12 protein-coding genes are annotated in these 19,230 nt (G+C 48.8%); 7 read left to right on the top strand and 5 right to left on the bottom strand.

Features of this window, described 5'->3' with window-relative positions; all coding sequences use genetic code 11:
* Positions 1-29: 29 nt before the first annotated feature.
* Positions 30-287 (bottom strand): chlororespiratory reduction protein 7, encoded by a 258-nt coding sequence (locus H6F56_RS04505; protein WP_190665650.1) that lies wholly within the window; start codon positions 285-287, stop codon positions 30-32.
* 388 nt (positions 288-675) lie between these two features.
* Here H6F56_RS04505 and H6F56_RS04500 point away from each other — a divergent pair, with 388 nt between their 5' ends.
* A complete protein-coding gene (locus tag H6F56_RS04500; protein WP_190665649.1) occupies positions 676-6,552 on the top strand; it encodes a PAS domain S-box protein in 5,877 nt (1,958 codons plus the stop codon).
* 182 nt (positions 6,553-6,734) lie between these two features.
* Positions 6,735-7,700 carry a response regulator gene (locus tag H6F56_RS04495; RefSeq protein ID WP_190665648.1) on the top strand — a complete coding sequence of 322 codons (966 nt, stop codon included), beginning with the start codon at positions 6,735-6,737 and terminating at the stop codon, positions 7,698-7,700.
* Between the two features lie 28 nt (positions 7,701-7,728).
* Here the strand turns inward: H6F56_RS04495 and H6F56_RS04490 are convergent, their stop codons facing one another.
* From H6F56_RS04490 to H6F56_RS04475, 4 genes are all read right to left on the bottom strand, one after another.
* Positions 7,729-11,016, bottom strand: coding sequence for an EAL domain-containing protein (locus tag H6F56_RS04490; RefSeq protein WP_190665647.1), 3,288 nt, complete (start codon positions 11,014-11,016; stop codon positions 7,729-7,731).
* An 803-nt stretch (positions 11,017-11,819) separates the two neighbouring features.
* On the bottom strand, positions 11,820-13,406 hold the full coding sequence (locus tag H6F56_RS04485) for a type II CAAX endopeptidase family protein (RefSeq protein ID WP_190665646.1): 1,587 nt from the start codon (positions 13,404-13,406) through the stop codon (positions 11,820-11,822).
* Between the two features lie 231 nt (positions 13,407-13,637).
* A complete protein-coding gene (locus H6F56_RS04480) occupies positions 13,638-14,216 on the bottom strand; it encodes a hypothetical protein (protein WP_190665645.1) in 579 nt (192 codons plus the stop codon).
* A gap of 168 nt (positions 14,217-14,384) precedes the next feature.
* On the bottom strand, positions 14,385-14,663 hold the full coding sequence (locus H6F56_RS04475) for a hypothetical protein (protein WP_190665644.1): 279 nt from the start codon (positions 14,661-14,663) through the stop codon (positions 14,385-14,387).
* A gap of 55 nt (positions 14,664-14,718) precedes the next feature.
* On the opposite strand from H6F56_RS04475, the gene H6F56_RS04470 reads away from it, so the two are divergent.
* From H6F56_RS04470 to H6F56_RS04450, 5 genes are all read left to right on the top strand, one after another.
* Positions 14,719-15,072, top strand: coding sequence for a hypothetical protein (locus H6F56_RS04470; protein WP_190665643.1), 354 nt, complete (start codon positions 14,719-14,721; stop codon positions 15,070-15,072).
* Positions 15,073-15,334: 262 nt separating this feature from the next.
* The gene (psbB, locus tag H6F56_RS04465; RefSeq protein WP_190665642.1) at positions 15,335-16,867 is read left to right on the top strand and encodes a photosystem II chlorophyll-binding protein CP47; all 1,533 of its coding nucleotides are present in this window, start codon (positions 15,335-15,337) and stop codon (positions 16,865-16,867) included.
* A gap of 124 nt (positions 16,868-16,991) precedes the next feature.
* A complete protein-coding gene (locus tag H6F56_RS04460; protein WP_190665641.1) occupies positions 16,992-17,099 on the top strand; it encodes a photosystem II reaction center protein T in 108 nt (35 codons plus the stop codon).
* A gap of 132 nt (positions 17,100-17,231) precedes the next feature.
* On the top strand, positions 17,232-17,798 hold the full coding sequence (gene nrdR, locus H6F56_RS04455) for a transcriptional regulator NrdR (RefSeq protein ID WP_190665640.1): 567 nt from the start codon (positions 17,232-17,234) through the stop codon (positions 17,796-17,798).
* Between the two features lie 266 nt (positions 17,799-18,064).
* Complete coding sequence (locus tag H6F56_RS04450; protein WP_190665639.1) at positions 18,065-19,192, top strand: 30S ribosomal protein S1; 1,128 nt, start codon at positions 18,065-18,067, stop codon at positions 19,190-19,192.
* Positions 19,193-19,230 lie beyond the last annotated feature (38 nt).

The following is a 19,230-nucleotide window of genomic DNA, read 5'->3' as shown; positions in this document are numbered from 1 at the left end:
ACTGAAAACGGCTGGGGTTTGCCTTTACTTTACTTTTCTAAACGAACTGCATACCACTGCAAAAATTCTCCAGGGCCAACATCTAACTCACAGCTGGTGTCTAGCAAATACTCGGCTTGCGTGTCCAGAGACGTGAACTTCTGTAGATCCCGTGGCAGTTCGTGCTGACGCTGGGACAAAATTGTTTTAAGCTTTTCTAAAAGTTCCTCAGGTGTAAGGAACTTTTCCGGTTGGTTGGTTTCTAAAACCACAAAATGGTCTTCTTGAAACAGCAAAGGATTTGACATCTTGACCACTTGATTGTGCGTTTATGAAAAGATGAGTTAATTGCCAGTGAACGTACAACTCTAGCACCGGCAGCCGCCACGATTCCGTAACTGATGATGCCGGCACTGGGCGCTCAGCCTTCCTAACCGTTAGATTGTATATTCAATTCAAAATCAGAGCTACAGCACATTACCCCACGAGGGTGCCGGCTGAGGAATTGCTGTCAGCCGGCGAACACCCAGCCTTGCGGTTCCTTAGAAAAACACCCACCTGAGCACTTAGCCCCATCATCCACAGCAGCATCAGCGAGAATCAAAGCGGAAATCCTTAAAAACACCCTTTTTTTTGGCATAACTAAAGAATAGGACTTCTTTTCCGAAGTATGGCTGCGTAACAGGGAACTCGATTGTGGAATTAATAAAAACCTTTTTTTCAAACAACTTTCTTCCTCAAGGTGATTGCTACCTGTGGAATAGCGGGCTGGTGTGGCTGCAGGTGCTTTCAGAGTTGCTGATCGCGCTGTCCTATTACGCAATTCCCCTGCTGCTCGTTTATTTTATCCGTAAGCGACAAGATGCGCCCTTTCGATGGATCTTTTTGCTCATTGGCAGTTTCATCATTGCCGGTGGCACGACCCACCTGATATCAGTGTGGGTGCTTTGGCACCCAGATTACTGGGTTGCAACTTTCATCAACGCGATCACCGCAGCCATATCGTTGCTGACAGCAGCATTGCTTGTGCCATTAATGCCCAACGCTTTGGGCCTTTCCAGCCCGATCCAGCTTGACTTAGTTAACAAAACCCTGCAAAAAGAAGTCGGCGAACGCCGGCAAGCAGAAGAACAAATTCGCACCCTTAACGCTCAATTAGGAGAACGGGTGAGAGAACGCACAGCCGAATTAGAGACAACCAACGAACAGTTAATCAAAGAAATTCAAGAAAAAAAGCGAGCTGAAGCAGCACTCCAAGAAAGTGAATCCACGCTTCGCACGGTTGTCACCAATGCCCCCATTATTCTGTATGCCTTAGATAGTAATGGCGTGATCGCACTTTCAGAAGGGAAAGGATTGGAATCTTTGGGATTTGGCTCTGGGGAACTCGTCGGACATTCTATCTTTGAGATATATCGCAATCAGCCAGAAATTTTAACCAATCTTCAGCGCGTTTTGCAGGGCGAAGAAGGCACTTGGATTTCAGCGGTCCAGACGCCTCAAGGCACGTCTGTACACTATGAAAATCGAGCGACGCCGGTGGGAGATCTCGGTCAGGGATTGATCTGGATCGCCACAGATATCACGGAAAGCAAGCAGGCGGAGGCAGCACTGCGAGAAAGTGAATCAACGCTTCGCAGTTTCTTTGATAGTGCCACCATGATGATGGGCATTGTCGAGTTGCGGGATGATGACATCCTACATATCTCTGATAACGCAGCAACGGCTGAGCTTTTCGGCCTCACCCCGGAAGCAATGCGAAACCGGCTAGCAACCGAAATGGGGGCACCAAAAGAGTATGTGCGCTTGTGGAGTAGCTACTACCGGCAAAGCCAGCACAATCGCTCTCCAGTCCACTTTGAATATACGCACAATACTGGTATCAGCAGCCGGTGGTTATCTGCAACAGTTTGCTCCATCCCCACAGCAGCCGGTGGTCAAGAACGGTTTTCTTATGTTGTTGAGGACGTTACCGAACGCAAGCAGGCAGAGGAAGATCGGGATCGGTTTTTCACCCTTTCCGTGGATATGCTTTGCGTGATTGGGTTTGATGGCTATTTCAAGCAGCTCAACCCTGCTTGGGAAGAAACCTTGGGCCACTCGATAAAAACTTTAAAAAGTCAACCCTACCTGGACTTTGTGCATCCCGACGACCAGGAAGCAACCATTGCCGAAGCGGAGAAAATAGCCCAAGGAGCCGCGACGATTTCCTTTGAAAATCGCTATCGCTGTAAAGATGGCTCTTATAGATGGGTGTTGTGGAACGCCACCCCATTTGTAGAACAGGGGCTGATGTACGCCGTTGCTCACGACATTACCGAGCGCAAACAAGCAGAGGCGGCGCTGCGGGAGAGCGAAAACCAATATCGCTCAGTCGTTGAGAGTGTTAGAGAAGTGATTTTCCAGACAGACGCAGAGGGATCGTGGACATTTCTTAACCCTGCTTGGAGTGAAATTACCGGCTTTTCAATCGAAGAAAGCTTAGGTACGCACTTTTTAAAATACGTTCATCCCGATGACCGGCAAAACAATCGCGAGTTGTTTCAATGGCTGGTGGAAGGGAAAAAAGACGAGTGCCGGTATGAGGTGAGATACCTGACGAACACAGAAAATTGCCTTATTTCTTGCTCTCGATATGGGGAAAATGAAGGGATTAACACGTTTCGCTGGGTAGAAGTATGCGCCCGTGTCAAGCTCGATGCAGCCGGCCAAATCGTCGGCACTGGCGGCACCCTCAACGACATCACAGAGCGCCGGCAGGCAGAAGAATCATTACGTCAGCAATTTTTAAGAGAACACTTAGTCGGAACAATTGCCCAGCGCATCCGCCAATCTTTAGACCTCGAAGAAGTGCTTAATACTGCAGTAGCAGAAGTGCGGCAATTTCTCAAAACCGACCGGACCGTTATTTACCGCTTTCTCCCAGATTGGAGTGGTTTCGTACAGGTAGAGTCCGTTGGTGAGGGTTGGAGCCAAACTTTAGGAGCCAATATCAACGACCCTTGCTTTGGGGAAACTCATGTAAAACTGTACAAGCACAATCGCATTGCGGCGATTGAAGATATTTATACAGCAGAACTTAACCAGCCCCATATAGATCTGCTTTCCCAGTATCAAGTTAGAGCCAACTTAGTTGTGCCGATTTTGCAAGGCGAAAACTTATGGGGGTTACTCATTGCCCATCACTGCAATGAACCGCGCCGGTGGAGATCGAACGAAATTGTCTTGCTCAAGCAACTCAGCGTACAACTCGCGATCGCCATTCAGCAGTCTACCCTCTTCGAGCAAGCAAAAACTGAACTCGCAGAGCGCAAATTAGCAGAAGAAGAACTGCGAGAAAGTGAAGCGGCAATTCGAGCGCTGTATACCGTGACTGCCACCCCAGATATGAACTTTGACGGGAAAGCCCAACATCTGCTGGAAATGGGTTGTAGCCGGTTTAATCTGGAGATTGGCATCTTAGGCCGTATCCGAGAAGAATACTGTGAAGTGATTGCAGCTCGATTGCCAGAAAATACCCCGATGAAAATGCTTAAGGGAGATGCCTTTAACTTAGAGCAAACCTATTTCCGGGAAACCGCACAGGCAACTGAACCGATCTGTTTTGAGTTCGCTTCTGCAACCGAATGGCGCTATCATCCAGCCTACACAGCACGGCAGATAGAAGCTTATGTGGGAGCGAAGGTGATGGTTGCCGGCTACCTTTATGGCATCCTCAGTTTCTGTAGTCCCACACCCCGCCACAACCCGGTTAAAGCAGTCGAAAAAGAACTGCTCAAACTGATGGCACAATGGATTGGCGGTGAAATTGAGCGTGACAGCGCCCAAACTGCCCTACACCGGCAGCTTCAACGTAGTCTCCTGCTGGGAAAAGTTACCCAAGAAATTCGCCAAAGCTTAGACACACACCAAATTTTCCAAACCACCGCTACGCTGCTAGGAAGCGCATTTGGGGTGAATCGCTGTTTAATTCACAGCTATATCGCAACGCCAACGGCTCAAATTCCATTGGTAGCCGAGTATTTAGAACCGGGGTATCAATCATTTTTAGATTTAGAAACCCAAGTGCCGGTGACGGGCAACCCCCACGCTGAGCAAATTATCGCTCAGGATCGGGCAAATGCCTCGCCTGATGTTTTTTCAGATCCTCTGCTGCAAGCCGGTGCCGATCTTTGTCGCCAAATGGGCCTGAAATCCATGCTGGCCATTCGCACCTCTTATAAAGGAGAACCCAACGGAATCATTGGCTTGCACCAATGTGATCGTTTCCGCCGGTGGGGGCAAGATGAAATTGAGCTGCTCGAAGCTGTCGCTGCTCAAGTCGGCATTGCCTTAGCGCAAGCTCAATTGCTGGAGCAAGAAACTCAGCAGCGACAGCAGCTTGCCGAGCATAATTTAGCTTTAGAGCAAGCCAAACAAGCAGCGGATGCCGCCAACCGGGCTAAAAGTGAGTTTTTGGCCATGATGAGCCACGAAATCAGAACCCCCATGAATGCTGTGATCGGCATGACCGGCTTGATGCTCGATACCCAGCTAAGTCTTGAACAGCAAGACTTTGTCGAAACCATCCGTACCAGTGGCGAAGCGTTGCTCAGCATTATTAACGACATTCTCGATTTTTCTAAAATTGAGTCGGGCAAGCTGGATATCGAGGCTCATCCCTTCAATCTCCGTTCCTGTGTAGAGGAATCTCTGGATTTGCTGGCTCCTAGGGCGGCCCAAAAAGGTCTTGAACTCGCCTATCTGATTTTGCCACCGACGCCGGCTGTGTGTATCGGGGATGTGACTCGGCTACGCCAAATCTTGGTGAATCTGCTCAGCAACGCCGTTAAGTTTACTCAGAGAGGCGAAGTGGTAGTTTCGGTGACAGCCTCTGCGATTTCTTCTCCTTTGGCAGATGCCAATGAAGCCAAAGAATTAACCTACGAAATTCAATTTGCGATTACAGACACCGGCATCGGCATTCCTGAAGATCGGATGGAGCGCCTGTTTAAGCCCTTTAGCCAGGTTGATGCTTCCACAACTCGCCAGTATGGCGGCACCGGCTTGGGTTTGGTGATTTCTCAACGCTTGAGTCACATGATGGGTGGCAGAATGTGGGTTGAAAGTCAAATGGGCCAAGGCTCGACTTTCTATTTCACAGTCATCGCCCGCGCCCTAGAAACTGATTTGCCGGCTGACAATCATGATGCTTTAGCCGGCAAGCGATTGCTGATTGTGGATGATAATGCCACCAATCGGCAGATTTTGACGCTGCAAGCGCAAGCTTGGGGAATGTTCTCCTGGGCTGCCGGCTCCGGTGCCGAGGGTTTAGAGTGGCTGGCGCGGGGTGAATCCTTTGACATTGCCTTCCTGGATATGCAAATGCCCTACATGGACGGCATGACTTTGGCAGCACAAATCCGCAAGCTGCCTCACTACCAGAAATTGCCCTTGGTGATGTTTACTTCGATTGGCAAGCCAGAAATCGCAGCCGGCGAAGACTTAGCCAATTCTGAGTTTCCCATCAATTTTGCGGCGTTTCTCAATAAGCCCCTCAAACAATCTCAGCTCTACAATGTCTTGATCCAGATATTGGGCCAGCAGCCGATTTCCGTGCGCCCAGAGCGGCAACTGCCGCCGGCAAACTCCCAACCGGCACCCCGTCTTCCCTTGCGAATTCTGTTAGCCGAGGACAATGTGGTGAACCAAAAGGTTGCCCTACATTTGTTGGAGCGCCTGGGGTATCGGGCAGATATTGCCGGCAACGGGTTGGAAGTCCTCGAAGCGCTGCACCGGCAGCCTTACGACGTGGTGCTGATGGATGTCCATATGCCAGAAATGGATGGTTTGGAAGCCGCACGCCAGATATGCCAACAGTGGGATGATCCAAAACAGCGACCCCAAATTATTGCCATGACGGCCAATGCCATGCAAGGCGATAGGGAAATGTGCCTGCAAGCTGGCATGGATGACTACATCAGCAAGCCGATCCGAGTGCCGGTGTTGGTTGAGGCGCTGGAGAGATGTCAGCCCAAGAATAGTACAGGCGTGCGGCAGAGGAAGCGAGCGCAGGATCGCGGGAGTTTAGCAGAGAGCGAGAGAGTAACAGAGGTAGAGCAAGAGAGAGGAAGAAAGGAAGAGAGCGAGAGATTAACAGAGGGAGAGGGACATACAGGTAGAGGGACAGAGAGGGAGACAAAAAGAGGCGAAGAATTTGCCACGGTTCCATCTTCACCGAGATACCCGGCAATTGACTCTAAGGCTTTAAACGAGTTACGCCAGATGCTGGGAGAAGACAGCGCAGAAATGTTGACAATAGTGATTGATAGCTATTTGACTGATGCAGTCGATCTGTTGCAAGCGCTGCGTCGTGCAGTTGAACAAGGAGATGCCACAGCGCTCAACTTGCCGGCTCACACACTAAAGTCCACAAGTGCAACCCTCGGAGCAATGGTTCTGGCTCAGTTGTGCAAGCAGTTAGAAACAATGGCACGCACCGGCATAATAACAGAGGCGGCGGCAATTGTCTCTCAAGTGGAAATGGAGTATGAAAGAGTAAAGCAAGAGTTGCAAGAAAGTTTAAATTTTTAATTAGGGTTCACACATACGCTTGCTCTGGAGAATATTTTGCGATTTCCTTAACATCTTTACTGCTCTGCCGCTTTTGATTGCGACCCGATTAAGTCAGCTCATGAGTCTTTAAACTTTTTGATTGCTGCCGAAGAAAAAAGCCATTTCTAATTCTTCCCTAGCCCTAGTTCTTCTACGATGCTATGTTCGAGCAATTTGCCCCTGATACAACAATTTCTCTAGAGAATGAACCCCCTCTTGTCCTCGTGGTTGAGGACGATCGAACCACGCGAATGCTACTGCGACGCGCAATGGAAAAAGAAGGCTACCGGGTGGCAGAGGCAACTGACGGGGAGCAAGCTTTAGCCGATTACAATCACCTGCAGCCGGATATTGTCCTGTTGGATGCGGTGATGCCGGTGATGGATGGTTTTACTTGCTGCCGACACCTGCAAGCCTTGCCTGGGGGTGATCGGACACCGCTGCTGATCATTACCAGTCTGGACGATCCTGAGTCGGTGGATCGGGCGTTTGAGGTGGGCGCGAGTGATTACGTCACTAAACCGATTCACTGGGCAGTGTTGCGTCAGCGGGTGCGGCGTCTGATTCAACAATCCCATCTTTATAAACAATTAGAGGCGGCTAATCAAAAGTTGCGCCGGCTTGCCTCTCTTGATGGTTTAACCCAAGTAGCCAACCGGCGTTTGTTTGATGAGCGGTTTGAGAAAGAGTGGCTGCGACTGGCGCGAGAGCAGGCTTCTCTGTCTCTAATCATGTGTGATGTTGATTTTTTTAAAGCCTACAACGATACTTATGGCCATCAAGCCGGTGATGAGTGTTTGCAGCAGGTTGCCCGTGCCATTACGGAGTCGGTGAGGCGTCCTGCCGATTTAGTGGCACGTTATGGAGGAGAAGAGTTTGCGGTGATTTTGCCCAACACTGAAGCTGCCGGTGCGGTGCAGGTGGCTGAATCTATCCGCAAGCGAGTGGAAGCGCTGGCAATTGTTCACGCCACTTCTACAGCTAGCAAGTACATTACCGTAAGTTTAGGCGTTGGCAGCGTAATCCCCGTCCCTAGCTCCTTATCGGCGACGCTGATTTTAGCGGCTGATAAGGCACTTTACCAGGCTAAAGCTTCTGGACGGGATGCGGTGGTTTTGATGCAATAAAACCCCACTCGGTTCAATTCGAGCGTCTTTAGCAAAGGAGTTTTGCCTCACAAATTAATTTATTCAGGGGAAACTCCCCCAGCACATCTTCTGAGCCGGCCAAATTTGTGAGGTTAAACGGCTCCGGTTTCGCAATGCCATAACCCTGAGCGTAATCAATTCCTATTTGGGTGATTTGTTTTAAAACTGTTTCACTTTCTACACATTCAGCAATGGTTTGAATTCCGATCACATTGCAAATTCGATGAATCGATTCTACCATCGCTAAATCTATTGGATTTTCTACTATTTTCTTAATAAAATTGCCATCTATTTTCAGAAAATCAAGTGGTAAATGTCTGAGATAGGCAAAGGAAGACATCCCACTGCCAAAATCATCTAAAGCAAACCGGCAGCCCATTTCCTTAAGCGACTGAATCAGATCCCCGGCTTTCGTCCAGTTCGCAATTGCAACTGTTTCCGTAATTTCAAAACAGATTTTTTGCGGGGGGATTTTATAGAGAAAAAACTGTTCTTTAAGAAAGTCAATGAACTGCTCGTCATGAATACTAGAGCCTGAGAGATTAATGGCATACAAACTCTCTTTTGTGTTGGAAGTTTGTTGGGCTTTTTCCAGTAGGTATTCCTCCTGCCGGCTTGTTCCTGAACCGTGAGTTATGAGCGTTGATAAATGAGCGAAAAGTGTGCGGATAACCCAGCGGTCAATCGTTTGCATCAAATGGTAGCGCTCCGCTGCTGGGATAAATGCCATTGGTGAAAACATCTGCCCCGTCTTATCTTGCAGGCGCACGAATACTTCATAATGTTCTACATTGGCGCTGGGATTGGCAACCGGGATAATTGGCTGATGGTAAAGGCAGAACAGATTGTTCTGCAACGCTTGATTAATTTTTACAACCCACTGAATTTCGCCGCGATGCTGGGCTAATTCGTGGTCATTGGCTTGGTAGATGTGGATACGATTGCGGCCTTGATCTTTGGCGGTGTAGCAGGCTGTATCAGCATCACACAAAACACTCGAGATGCTTTGCGTTTCAGCATTAATCGCAACTAAACCAATACTGACCCCAATGGAAAAGGTTTTATCTTGCCACACAAAGCGCAATGTCTGAATGCTCTGCAAAAGAGACTCAGCAACCTGTAAACCCTGCGCCTCTGAACATTGGTAAAGCAGTACGGCAAATTCATCACCGCCCAGACGCGCTAAAGTATCAGTTTTGCGAATTCTACTTTTAAATTGCTGGCTAACTTGACGCAGCAATTCGTCACCGGCAACGTGACCGCAAGTATCGTTAACAATTTTAAATCGGTCGAGATCCAGATATAACAGGATGTGCGATTGACTGTCGGTTTTAACCTTAAAAATAGTTTGTTCTAATTGATATTCAAATTCGCGCCGGTTGACCAAACCCGTAAGTGCATCGTGATTCGCCTGCCAGGATAATTGGCGTGCCATATCCCGCGTTAGGGTACTGTCTCGGAAAACGAGAACTGCACCGATAATGCAACCATCACTGGCATGAATGGGGGCAGCAGAATGATCGATCGCGCACTCGTGGCCATTACGGGCAATTAAGACACTGTGGTTCATAATCTCGACCACTTTGTCTTCACGCAAGGCAATCTCGGCGGTATTATCCACCGGCAAGCGTGTGATTTCGTTAACAATCTGAAAGACATGGGTTAAGGGTAAGCCTTTTGCGTCAGCGCTTAACCAACCCGTCAGATGTTCAGCCACTGGGTTGAGTGACTCTATTCGGCCCGCTGCGTCAGTGGTAATGACGCCATCGCCGATTGATTGCAACGTGACTTGCGCCAGTTCTTTTTCTTCAAAGAGTGCTTGTTCCATGCGTTTGCGTTCAGTGACGTTGCGCTGCACAGACACCCAGTGGGTTAAGTTGTCCTGTTGATCGGTGACGGGGACACTGTTGAGTTCGACCCAATATTCAGAACCGTCTTTGCGATAGTTAATTAATTCCACGCGCACCGGCTGCCGGTGTGACAAGGCGGTGCGGATTTTGGCGATTTGCTCAGGATCGCTATTTGGCCCGCGCAAAATATTCGGCGTTTTGCCAATAATTTCTTCGGGTTGGTATCCCGTTAGCTGCGTGAACGCTTCGTTGGCATAAACAATTTTGGGGTCTGAGGCATCATCGCACCCCGCATCCATAATAATGATGGCGTCGTTGGCGTTGACGACGACCGATTCCAGCAAGCGCAAGCGCTGCTCAGCTCGCTCGCGGGTGGCCATCTCATTTTCTAATCGAGCGATCGTTTCGTTGAGTTCAGCGAGTGCCTCTTTGAGTTCGCCGGTTCGCTGTTCAACCGCGACTTGCAAGCCATCAATGACGCCAGACATTTCCATTGGATCGAGCATCCGCAGGACATTTGTTTGGGTGACGATCCCCAGCAGTTCTCCGTGGCTGCCGGCGACAACCAAGCGCCGCACATAGCGCTGATGCATCTCTTGATGGGCTACCCACAAGGAATCTTGGGGTTGCAGACAAAATAGGGGCGAACTCATCACATCTTGAGCCGGCAACTGTGACAAATCTAGCTCTAATGCCTGAAACTGCACGATATCTCGCTCTGTAACAATTCCTAAGGGTAGGGGGAATCGAGAATTGCCGCTGTTTTGCATTTCCCGTTCCTCGGTAATGACGACACAGCTGACACGATGTTTGCTCATCAGTTGGGCGAGACTCAGGACGGATGCACTCACCGGCGCTTGAATCACCTCAGCGTTCATCACTTCGTCCACTCGCCGCATTTTTAGAAGGTTAGCCGGTTGCAGCATGGCTTGCCTGATACTTTCCGGCGTTACGACCCCAATTAACTGACCCAGCTTGTCTGTAACGGGCAAGTGGCGAATTCGGTACTGACGCAGCAATAGTAGCAATGTGAAGATATCTTGAGCCTCAGATTCCTTGAGGGTGATCGCCGGTTGAGTCATAACCTCAGCGATAGGAATCTGGGTTAAGGGAGAACACTCGGAAGAGTTCAATTTTCCAGAAGCGATTAGCTGCACAAGATCCCGTTCAGTAAAGATCCCTTGCAAAACCTCGCCTGCCGGTGTTCCCGCTTGTCTGGGTTCTCTGATCAGGACACAACTGGCCCTCGCTTCTCCCACTAAACCCGCTTGCATGGTGTCAACGTCGAGGGATGGATTGAGGCTTTCAAGCGGGCAGCTGCTGCGGAGTTGTCCCATCAGTGCTATCACCTCTATGAGGGGCGTTTGAGGGGCAACAATTAGAGGGTTTCGGTCAATGACTTCGTTTAGTTGCGGCAGATAGATAGGATGGTTGTTTCGCTGCATATTGAATTCAGATTGCGTAAAGCGTTGCACAGGGCCGGCAATGCGTTTCCCCTGCCAACAATTTATAAATCACGGAGCGTCTTTGTAAAAGCTTTGTGAAAGGTCTCTGCAGCAGGTGCCCTGCTTTGAAAAGCTTTTATTTAACTGCTGTTTATTTTTTCAGGATATGAAATAGAGCCGCCTCACGGAAGTAGCCCACGCTTTAATTGAAAGATAGCCTGAAATTACTGTAAAATATAAATCAATATTTTAAATTTAACAAAAAATAAAGTGGGATTATTTATTAAAACTCTCATCCTGCTTTATGCTCCCGTTGCCTCACCGGCTGGCTTCTCATTGTTCAGTTAAAATCCAGCTTTCCTGCTCAGGATTCATTTTGATTTTGCCACTCCTTGTCCCTCTGTCTTCCTCAATTTTGCTTTTTTCTGCTCCTACCCCTGTGTCTGGTTCATTTTTCAGGTAGAAAGCAAGTTCGCTGATGACTCCTGCTCGTTCCCTCGAGACATAGCGAGAATTCTATTATTTTTCCTCTTTAACCAACAGCAAATTTACTTAGAGAACTTTTGAGTTAAGTCCTAAAAAAAACGCGCAATATCCCGGATTTGAGGAGAAATTGGGGTGAATCTGTAGCTGCTTGAAAATAAACTAAGGCAAGTTAGACTATTTTTCGGTTCCTCGGCTACAAATCAGTTGAGCAGCACCGATAGATTAGCAGATTTTTTTTGGGATATGTAGCGTTTGCAACAGAAACAGAAGACACTTTTACCTTATTTTTCAACTGGGATATTAGATGAAAACGGCGCTTATTTAGAACCGCTACCCAAAATAAACAAGCTTAGTAAGGTGCCGGTGTTCCACAGACTATGAAGCAGCATCGGAGCCAATAAATTGCGCGAGCGAGTGTAAATAAATCCCAAGACTGCGCCTAGCGTTGCCAGAGGCAGCACTTCAGATACATTCAAGTGAGCGATTGCAAATAACAAGCTGCTGGCTGCGATCGCGCCCCACACCGGCACGTACCGCGTTAGAGAGGGCAGCAGAAACCCCCGGAACATGAGTTCCTCAAACACCGGCGCACCAATGGATGCCGTTAAGAAAAATATTGCTAAGGCTACGTTGTCCTTTCCTTCCAAAGCAATGGGAAGAATCGGATTACTACCCCCTTGTCCTTGCCATAGTCGTTGGTTAATCAGGGACACCACAACCACCAGCGGCAAAGCCACCAAGTAACCACCGAGTCCCCACAAAAACCAGTTTCCGCGCCAATCAAAGCGAAACCAACTTTCTGGCAGCGGCAAATAAGGCTTGACAGATAAATAAATTACCAAAAGCCCTCCCGATGCCAGCAGCACGTAACTGGCGAGAATGTAGAAAGCTTTAGAGCGTACATCGAGAGTTGCAGGGTTGATGTCTAGTGCCGAATTCAATAGCCCTAAGCTCAGTGGCACCACAATTTGTCCCACAAAGAAAAAACCGACGATTAGAACCTGCCAAATCGTCTCAGCATCCCAAGGCGTTTCCCAAGAAAGCTCCCCATGCTGAGCCAGCAGGGATTCTTTTCCCTTCACCACCCGCTGTGCTAGCAAAAAGATCAGTAAGCCAACTCCTACAAAGAAGCCTATCGTCGGAATTCCCCCAATAATTGCTAATTTTATTGCTGCTTGCTGGGCAACTTCTTGTTCCTCTGCTTGCAGCGTTGCCAGCACATTCGAGCTTTCCTGCAATTCGTAAAGGCGGGATAATGCTTGATAGCGAAACCACCCATCGAGATTCTGTTGGATCTGCGGCTCAGCGTCGGGTAAGATGCGGGAGTTCCACAGTTCGCGCAACACGCCGGCTGTTGTAACGAATGGTTGAGCAATAGGGCGGTTGCTGGATCGCTCGATTATTCCTGTCCAAGTTGTGAGTGCGGCTTCTGTTTGAGCTTTGTGCGCTTGCAAAACACCGATCCGCAAATCAAGTTCATCAATTAATTTATCTAGCCGATCAATCGATGCCTGCAACTGCTGCGGAGATTGCACAGCGGTTTTAACCGGCGGATTCTCTGGTGCCGGCGGCTTTGGTGCCGGTGGGATTGCCGCTGTTTGGGCGAGTTCGAGTTGCTGTTGGGTGGTTTCCAGAGATTTCTGCGCTGACTGGCGTGTTTCCTGATACTGTTTGAGCGCTGTTTCAAAGGCATCATCACCGATTAGCGTCTTGCGGGCATTTTCTACGCCGGCTGCTTGATCGCTATCCCCTCGCCACTCTGCGGCATGGAGTATGAGATTGGTTTGGTACAGTTCCAGCCGGCTTTGAATCTGGGGTTGGTTCCAGCTTTGTACGAGAGAAGCGCTGACTAGGAAGAGCGCCAGTATTGTCAGAGCACCTAAAAGCAACCGCTTGATTGTCATCCATCCCTCCGTAATCGGTACTTGCCTGATTCACCCGTATCTAATCATACAAGGGCAGTAAAGTACCGCTCGCTCCCACCGTAACCAAAGGTTGTTCCTTTCCGGCTACAGGTAGTCGGATTGGGGCAATGGGGAATGTTTCTGCTGGTGAGGGTCAAATTAGCTGTTGTTAATCGGGGCTGCCCGTATTCCAAATAAGATGCCGGTGTCACAATAAATATTTTTGAGTGGCTATTTTGGCCAAGAAAAGGTATCTAAAATGATGTCAACACCTGTTTGCCGATCACCTTCTGCCACTCCATCTCCATTGTCATCGATTAAATAAGCACTAAAAAAATAGCATTGAACTTCTACTTTTTTATTAGCTTCTTCTTGAGAAATCAATAAGTTTAAAGTCCCCGCTTCCATTCCACATTTAGTTTCATATTTTTTAATTTTATCTGGAGAGCGCTCCCGTAACTTTTCTAAAATATCCAAGCATTCGCCTTCGCTACAAGACCACGAACTCCCAAAAGTCGCTTCTTCCCCAGGAATCGGCAAAACGGCTAAGAAATCTCCAGACCTAGAACCATCTGGCTGCTTTTCTCCCCAACAGGCAACCATCACTTTTCTCGCTTCGCCCTCATTGGCAAATACTTGCAAGCCAAGGGTGTTGTTGTCTTGACAGTTTGCTTCGTATTGGCTGATTTGTTCTGGCCACTGTTTGCGTAATTGCTCTAGAAGATCCTCGCAGCTTTGCTTCCCACAATTTCCTAGAATAACCGACTCTGCACTAACAGGAAATGAGAAACCGAAGCTACTAGCTGCCAAAGTTGCTGCTGTTAGTAAACCCGTAAAATTAAAGTATTTAATATTTATAAATATTTCTGAAATAGATATTCTTAAATTAGAAGTTTAGCAGGTTTTAAATAGAGTGCAAACAGTTTCGTACTCGCTCAATTACAGTTAAACGCGCTAAATTCGTCAACAAGTTGTCATCTACCTGTCGTCAATCAGGTAAAGATCGTTGAGATCATCGCCTTGAAACTTAGGGAGTGGACTGGGGCGAATGGCCCAACGTATCACAATAAAGAGGGCAATGCCGCAAAGAATGTCAAGGCGAAGGTTTAGAAGTTTTGGGACTTGGAAGGCTGCTGCCGGCACCTCTACTCTGATCTGTCGTTGCCGGTGAAAGAGGAAGCCGGTACCACCCTTCACATCCTGTGAGGGCTTTACCTTAAAATGACTAACCACACCCAAAGAACAGGTATCTTGCACAACGGTGTCCCTTAAAAGGGCATAATTCCAAAAAACACGGTGGCAACGAAAATCTGTGAAATACTTTTTTCTATCAGATGGATGGACGATAGGTCGAGTCTGGGGAGCCGAGGGTCTGTGGAACGAAATGGCTTGGCGGCGTCAACCCAAAATTGAGCAAATGGATCTTTGTCTGATGGAGCCAGAGGAAAGAATGTGGCTCTATCGCGTGGAAGATGCGGTTTTGATGGTGGAAGTGAAACCGATTGCTCCAGAACCGGGCGAACCGATAGCCAAGAACATCGGACAAGTCGTATTAAAACGCTTGATCAGCGGCGATCAAGTCGTTGAGCGACTTTGTGCTGCCGGTGCGACGTGCCAATTAGGAGGGGCGATTGTAGAACCCACCGGCACCAATGAGCAAATATAACAGTGTTAACCATACTCAGTAGGCTGGCGGTGCCGGCACTATCCCTGTCAAATTGCTTGCAATAGGGTCACTCAATGGTTACACTTCTTTAAATACTACTCATATTTCGAGAACGCACTGTCATGCCTGCCCATGCGGTCTGGCAAACAAGTTTCTTGTTCAGCCGGCTAGCCTCAAGCAGATTTAAGACTTTAGCACTTAAACACAAGACTGAAAGATAGCGTTCAAGTAGACATCTCTCATGGAGGAGGAAGCGTAGTCAATGGGACTACCCTGGTATCGAGTACACACAGTCGTTCTGAACGACCCAGGCCGCCTGATTTCTGTCCACCTCATGCATACTGCCCTGGTGGCCGGGTGGGCTGGTTCTATGGCTTTGTATGAACTGGCAATCTTTGACCCCAGTGATCCAGTCCTGAACCCGATGTGGCGTCAGGGTATGTACGTCATGCCCTTCATGGCTCGTCTGGGCGTAACCGACTCTTGGCGGGGTTGGAGCGTAACTGGCGCAACAGCAGTTGATCCGGGTGTCTGGAGCGTTGAAGGCGTCGCTGCCGCTCACATCATCCTGTCTGGTTTGCTGTTCCTAGCTGCCTGCTGGCACTGGGTTTATTGGGATCTAGAACTGTTTAGAGACCCACGCACCGGCGAACCGGCACTGGATCTGCCAAAAATGTTTGGCATCCACCTGTTCTTATCTGGTCTTCTTTGCTTTGGGTTCGGTGCCTTCCACCTGACGGGCTTATTTGGCCCTGGTATGTGGGTGTCTGACCCTTATGGGTTAACTGGCAGCGTGCAAGCCGTGGCCCCGTCGTGGGGACCTGAAGGCTTTAACCCCTTCAATCCGGGGGGCATTGTTGCTCACCACATTGCGGCTGGCATTGTTGGGATTATTGCCGGTTTGTTCCACTTGAGCGTTCGCCCACCAGAGCGGCTTTACCGCGCCTTGCGGATGGGGAACATCGAAACTGTGCTTTCTAGCAGTATTGCCGCCGTATTTTTCGCAGCCTTTGTGGTGGCCGGCACAATGTGGTATGGCAACGCCGCCACCCCCATTGAACTGTTTGGCCCTACCCGCTATCAGTGGGATAGCGGTTACTTCCACCAAGAAATTGACCGACGCGTTCAATCCAGCTTAGCTAGCGGCAACAGCATAGAAACAGCCTACTCAGAAATTCCTGAGAAACTGGCATTCTATGACTATGTCGGCAACAACCCGGCTAAAGGTGGTCTGTTCCGTGTTGGAGCGATGAATAGTGGAGATGGTCTGGCAACCACTTGGTTAGGCCATCCAGTATTCAAAGATAGCGAAGGTCGGGAACTAACCGTTCGCCGCATCCCCAACTTCTTTGAAACCTTCCCGGTCATTTTGACCGATAAAGATGGCATCCTTCGCGCTGATATTCCGTTCCGCCGCGCTGAATCTAAGTACAGCTTTGAGCAAGCCGGTGTGACTGTCAGCTTCTACGGTGGCTCACTTGACGGTCAAAGCTTTGATGACCCCGCCACGGTGAAGAAGTATGCTCGTAAGGCTCAGCTAGGCGAACCCTTCGATTTTGATCGCGAAAGCGTTGACGCTGATGGTGTGTTCCGGACTAGCCCTCGTGGTTGGTTCACCTACGGGCACGCTTGTTTTGCCCTGCTGTTCTTCTTCGGTCACCTCTGGCACGGATCTCGGACACTGTTCCGCGATGTGTTTGCCGGTATTGACCCAGACCTTGATGAAGAACAAGTGGAATTCGGTCTCTTCCAAAAACTAGGAGACAGATCAACCCGCAGAAAGGAAGTAGTCTAAAAACGTTTCCGATTTTGAGTTTTCAGTTTTGGTTCACCCACTACTGAAAACTCAAAATTCTGGAATTAACAGACCCATTCCCTTGCTAAAATGTTAGTTAACGAAAGGAGCAGGAACTTCTAATATGGAAAGCGTTGCTTACATTTTGATTCTTACTTTGACGATTGGGTTGCTCTTTTTTGCGATTGCGTTTCGCGAACCACCCCGGATCGATACCACTGACAAGAAGTAAGCCTGAAAGTTTTTTGAACTCACCTGAGCCGTTAAAAGCTGTTGTTAGAGCATGATTATCTAGCTAACAGCTTTTGTTGCCGGCTCAGGTTTTGCCATTTACGCCCAGTGCCGACTGCCGAGAAAGCTAATCATGCGGTGTCCCTTCTGCCAACATACAGACAGTCGCGTTTTAGAGTCGCGTTCAGCCGAATCTGGCCAAAGTGTGCGGCGACGCCGGGAATGCTTGGATTGCAAGCATCGCTTCACAACTTACGAACGCATAGAATTTGTACCGATTACAGTCATTAAACGCGATGGCAAACGCGAGTCGTTTGATCGTTCTAAATTACTGAGAGGTATCGTTCGAGCTTGCGAAAAAACCGGCATTGCTGCCATGCGGCTCGAAGAACTCGTCGATGAACTCGAAGCTGAATTGCAGCAGCAAACAGCCAGAGAAGTTAGCAGTGGCGAAATTGGCGAACTGGTGTTGCGCCAACTCCAATCTATTAGCGAAGTTGCCTATATTCGATTTGCCTCAGTTTATCGCCAGTTCCAAGGCATTCGAGATTTTGTTGACACCTTAAATCATCTCCAGAACCAACAAATTTCAGATGGGGAACCAGAAAAAATAGATAAACCCCTGACGGGTGTGTGTCCGCAATCAGGAGATTCTAGCGGTTGGGAAACCTCAACTTCTGGCTTCACTCCCCTCAACTAAGAGGCTTGAGTCCTGTGTCCCCAATTTGAACATTTATTCTAAAATTTAGAATTGATCTGCCTCATTTCGCGACAGAGAAGGCAGGAAAGCTGTTCAGGAGCATATAGTCAAGTTATAATATCAAGTCTAAGCTTCAAGCATCGCAATTGGCTCTGCCAAAAAAGAGGCTGGAGCGATGTAGATGTAAACTGCACCGTCCAAAGGTGTATGTACATCCACAGGAGGCAAATTAAACTACGGAGATTAAGTCCTAGGAAACCAATCGCATGGTCAATCAGAAAACACCCGTCAAAGATGTTGGCTTTACCCACGAAGATTTTGCAGCCCTACTCGACAAATACGACTATCACTTTAGCCCCGGTGATGTGGTAGCAGGTACAGTATTCAGTCTAGAACCAAGGGGCGCTCTGATTGACATCGGTGCAAAAACAGCGGCTTACATCCCTATCCAAGAAATGTCAATCAACCGGGTTGACGCTCCGGAAGAAGTCCTGCAGTCTAACGAAACCCGTGAATTCTTCATCCTCACCGATGAAAATGAGGATGGACAGCTAACTCTGTCAATCCGGCGGATTGAGTATATGCGGGCGTGGGAGCGAGTGCGCCAGTTGCAAGCAGAAGATGCCACAGTTCGTTCTAGCGTCTTTGCGACGAACCGAGGCGGTGCGCTGGTACGCATTGAAGGATTGCGTGGATTTATTCCCGGTTCTCACATTAGCACCCGCAAGCCTAAGGAAGATTTGGTTGGAGAAGAACTCCCCCTCAAATTCTTGGAAGTAGACGAAGACCGCAACCGGCTAGTTCTGAGCCACCGCCGAGCACTGGTTGAGCGCAAGATGAACCGGCTTGAAGTTGGCGAAGTCGTCATCGGTAATGTTCGCGGAATTAAACCTTACGGTGCCTTTATCGATATTGGAGGCGTCAGCGGGTTATTGCACATTTCGGAAATCTCTCACGATCACATCGATACGCCGCACAGCGTCTTCAATGTCAATGATGAAGTGAAGGTGATGATCATTGACTTGGATGCAGAACGAGGCCGCATTTCCCTTTCTACCAAACAACTGGAACCCGAACCGGGTGACATGGTGAAAAATCCCGATATGGTTTATGAGAAAGCTGAGGAGATGGCTGCCAAGTTCCGCGAACAGATGCGGAATAGACAGCAAGCCCAACAGCAATCTCAACAGCAGTCGGCTTCACCAGGCAGCGACACCTCTGAATCTGAAGAGGATCTGCCAGAGGTAGCGGCAGAAGAAGCCCCAGAGGTAGAGGCACAGGCAGCCCCAGAGGTAGAGGCAGCCCCAGAAGTAGAAGCAGCCCCAGAGGCAGAGGCAGCCCCAGAAGTAGAGGCAGCCCCAGAGGAGGAATTAATCACCGCTGAAGAGGTGTAGATTCTTGAGCCTGAAGAACCGTGCAGCAGGCTTGATAA

The organism is Microcoleus sp. FACHB-672, assembly GCF_014695725.1.
Lineage (GTDB): Bacteria > Cyanobacteriota > Cyanobacteriia > Cyanobacteriales > Oscillatoriaceae > FACHB-68.
The sequence above is the reverse complement of the archived record's forward strand: the minus strand, read 5'-3'. Positions and strand labels throughout refer to the sequence as shown.